This is a genomic window from Mucilaginibacter sp. P4_E8 (genome assembly GCF_056401495.1).
This window is the reverse complement of the sequence record NZ_JBFUJG010000269.1, coordinates 1-3,504: the sequence shown is the minus strand read 5'-3', so window position 1 is coordinate 3,504 and position 3,504 is coordinate 1. Positions and strand designations below refer to the sequence as shown.

Annotated in this window: 5 protein-coding genes and 1 other RNA gene; all 6 read left to right on the top strand. The window is 40.7% G+C overall.

Features of this window, described 5'->3' with window-relative positions; all coding sequences use genetic code 11:
- Positions 1-146: 146 nt before the first annotated feature.
- A complete protein-coding gene (locus tag AC1DRQ_RS30215) occupies positions 147-617 on the top strand; it encodes a DinB family protein (RefSeq protein WP_429392369.1) in 471 nt (156 codons plus the stop codon).
- 48 nt (positions 618-665) lie between these two features.
- The gene (locus tag AC1DRQ_RS30210) at positions 666-1,076 is read left to right on the top strand and encodes a hypothetical protein (RefSeq protein ID WP_477429638.1); all 411 of its coding nucleotides are present in this window, start codon (positions 666-668) and stop codon (positions 1,074-1,076) included.
- The gene (locus tag AC1DRQ_RS30205; RefSeq protein ID WP_477429636.1) at positions 1,073-1,720 is read left to right on the top strand and encodes an SCO family protein; all 648 of its coding nucleotides are present in this window, start codon (positions 1,073-1,075) and stop codon (positions 1,718-1,720) included. Before AC1DRQ_RS30210 ends, AC1DRQ_RS30205 begins: the two co-directional genes overlap by 4 nt.
- Positions 1,717-2,133 (top strand): c-type cytochrome, encoded by a 417-nt coding sequence (locus AC1DRQ_RS30200; RefSeq protein ID WP_477429634.1) that lies wholly within the window; start codon positions 1,717-1,719, stop codon positions 2,131-2,133. Before AC1DRQ_RS30205 ends, AC1DRQ_RS30200 begins: the two co-directional genes overlap by 4 nt.
- Positions 2,134-2,268: 135 nt before the next feature.
- Positions 2,269-2,657, top strand: an RNA gene (gene rnpB / locus AC1DRQ_RS30195) — RNase P RNA component class A.
- A 123-nt stretch (positions 2,658-2,780) separates the two neighbouring features.
- A partial coding sequence (locus AC1DRQ_RS30190; RefSeq protein ID WP_477429632.1) for a sigma-54-dependent transcriptional regulator occupies positions 2,781-3,504 on the top strand: 724 nt, incomplete at its 3' end.

The following is a 3,504-nucleotide window of genomic DNA, read 5'->3' as shown; positions in this document are numbered from 1 at the left end:
GTTTCATAACTATGTCTTTTTTATATAGTTAAAGGTAAGACGCTGGTGTAACTTAATTGTAACAGTTATATTATCATATTATTAAACCCAATATTTTGAATATAACGATTTAAGCCTGATACTTGTTTCATTAATACTTTTACCGGATGAAAACACATTTCATTAAATTATTTAATTATAACCGCTTTGCTAATGATCTGATATTACAAGCTATTATAGAGGCCAATGAACCTCAAAAACCATTGCAGCTCCTGTCGCATTCATTAACAACCGAGCGGGTATGGCTGGGACGCTGTAAAAATCTGCCGCACCATCCGTATAATGCATGGCCCGATTTTACAGCCGCGCATTGCGCAGAACTTATCAGCGAATGTCATGAAACATGGATATCTTATTTAAAGGAGCTGCCCGATGCTGATTTTAGCAAGATAATTAATTATCAAAACTCAAAAGGCGACCATTTACAGGATCAGCTAAGTGATATTTTTACCCAGGTAATTAACCACGGTACCCATACCAGGGCACAGGCCGGGCAGCAGCTTAAATTCGCTGGTGTACAAAGTTTACCGCTTACTGACTATATTTATTATTTAAGGATATTAAAAAGCAACATTTAACCTGTTTATTTGTAATATTTGCCATTGTTTATTCCATCCTTAAAAATCATGAAAAAATACATTTTTGTCATTTTATCAGCCGTTGCATTATTAGGATGCGCTGATGCAAAAAAGCAGGAAAAACTGCTTTTAGATAGCGTTATTGCCGTTCATGATAAAGTAATGGGCAGTACCGAGCATTTAATGAAAAACAAAATGATTCTGGACAGCCTGATTAAACATGATTCAACTATAGTAAATAAGGATTCGGCAAAGGTTTATTTAAAACTGGTTGATGATGCTGACAATGCCATGAGCGATTGGATGCATAAATTTGACGCTGAAAATAAAGGCAAATCACACCAGGAGGTAATGGATTATTTAGCCGATCAGAAAAAGAAGATCATTGTTATTGATTCACAAATAAATATTGCTGTTAACAGCTCAAATAAATATCTGACCACAACTACAAAAAAATGAAGAATTTAATAGGTTTACTTGTTATTGTACTGCTTTATAGTGCCTGTAAATCAAACAACCAGACTACGCTCCCCATTTTAGGCAATCGCCAGCCAGTTACTAAAACAGTAGATGGCAAAACGGTGACCGATACAGTATACTCAACTATACCCGAATTTAAATTTGTTAACCAGTATGCTGATACTATAACCGGTAAAAGCCTTGATGGTAAAATATACGTTGCCGACTTTTTCTTTACCACCTGCCCTTCCATTTGCCCGGTAATGCACCGCAATATGCTTAATGTATACCAGGAATTTAAGGCCGATGATAATTTCAGGATCATATCGCACACCATCGATCCCAAATATGATACCGTTCCCGTATTAAAAAAATATGCCGATAAATTGGGAATTAGTGGCAATACCTGGTGGCTTTTACAAGGCACTAAAGACGAAACCTATCAGATAGCTAAAAACTACCTGGTATCGGTACAGGAAAAAAATCCGCAGGGCGAATTTATACATGACGGTTATTTTATTTTGGTAGATAAGCAAAAACGCCTGCGCGGTACTTATGATGGTACCGACCCTGCCCAGGTGACCAAATTGATTGCTGACATAAAAATATTAAAAGCCGAACCCGATGAGGCAGCAGCTAAATGAGATCAAGGTTCATTATAAGTATAGGTTTATTGCTGGTTGTACTGGCTGTTGCGTGTCAGACCGATGAGCAGGTAGAATTTAACCGTTATTATTCGGGCGGTAGTTTAATATACCAGGCACATTGTGAAAACTGCCATGGCGAAAAAGGCGAAGGTTTACAGGCATTGATCCCACCACTTACCGATTCTGTTTACCTTAAAAATAACAAAACGTCATTAGCGTGTTTCCTAAAAAATGGCCTTAAAGGGAATATCACCATAAATGGACACCCATTTGAAGGCGAAATGCCAGCCGCTGACCTAACACCTCTTGAAATTGCCAAAGTGCTTACTTATGTAACCAACTCTTTCGGCAATAAAGCTGGTGTAGTTAACGTGCAGTTGGTTGAGACTGATCTGGGAAAATGCCGTTGATTTAGGTACGTGTTTTGGGACTTGGAGTTGAGGTTTTATCCTATTTCATTTTTGCTTTGATACTTCATCCCCTCCCAAAACACGAACCCCGAACCTAAAACCACGCAACTGAACTAAAAATTCCCTACCTTTACACTTGCAAAGCGTTCTATCGCTGCTATCTTGTATAGCGGAGGAAAGTCCGGGCAACACAGAGCATCCTGCTTCCTAACGGGAAGGCGCCGGCAGCCGGCGACAGCAAAGTGCCACAGAAAATATACCGCCCCGATTTATCGGGGTAAGGGTGAAAACGTGAGGTAAGAGCTCACGGCATTTCCGGGCGACCGGAGATGACGGTAAACCTCAGGAGTTGAAAAACCAAATAGGTCCCGGAAGCGGAGTTGCTCGCTCCCGCAATCTGCCATCCGGCAGATCACTCCGGGATGGGTAGGTTGTTTAAACCTGTCAGCAATGGCAGGGCCAGATTAATGATAGAAATTGCCCTTCCGGCAATACAGAACCCGGCTTACAGATTTGCTGCTGACAATATACCCCTTCCCTTAAACAGGAAGGGGTTATTTTTTACAATTAAAAAGTGTTTATTTTTCTATACAAATCTTATATATTAGCACGTTCAACTTTACTACCTAATTTGAAGGAAATAAAACATGGCTAAAATTTTAATAATTGATGATGAGCGGTCTATCCGTAATACCTTGCGCGAAATACTTGAATATGAGGACTATGAGGTTGAGGATGTAGATAACGGAGTTGACGGCTTACAACTGATAGAAAAAAAGGATTACGACCTGGTATTGTGCGATATAAAAATGAACCGCATGGATGGCATGGAAGTACTGACCGAGGGACTTGCTATAAAACCCGATCTGCCTTTTATCATGATATCGGGCCATGGAACTGTTGAAACAGCTATAGAGGCCAGTAAAAAAGGTGCATTCGATTTTATATCAAAACCACCCGACCTAAACCGCCTGCTCATTACTGTTCGTAATGCCCTTGACAGGGGGAGCCTGGTTGTGGAAGCCAAGGTATTAAAACGCAAAGTTTCAAAGGTGCGCCCTATTTTGGGTAACTCGCAGGCCATAATTAAAATAAAAGAAACTATTGACCGCGTAGCTCCTACTGATGCCCGGGTATTGGTAACCGGCGCAAACGGCAGCGGCAAAGAGCTGGTGGCACGCTGGCTGCATGAAAAATCAAACCGTTCCAGCGCTCCTCTTATTGAGGTTAACTGTGCAGCTATCCCTTCAGAATTGATTGAGAGCGAATTATTTGGGCATGAAAAGGGATCTTTCACCTCGGCCATTAAACAACGTATAGGCAAGTTTGAATCGGCCAGTGGCGGTACACTTTTCCTTGACGAAATTGGTG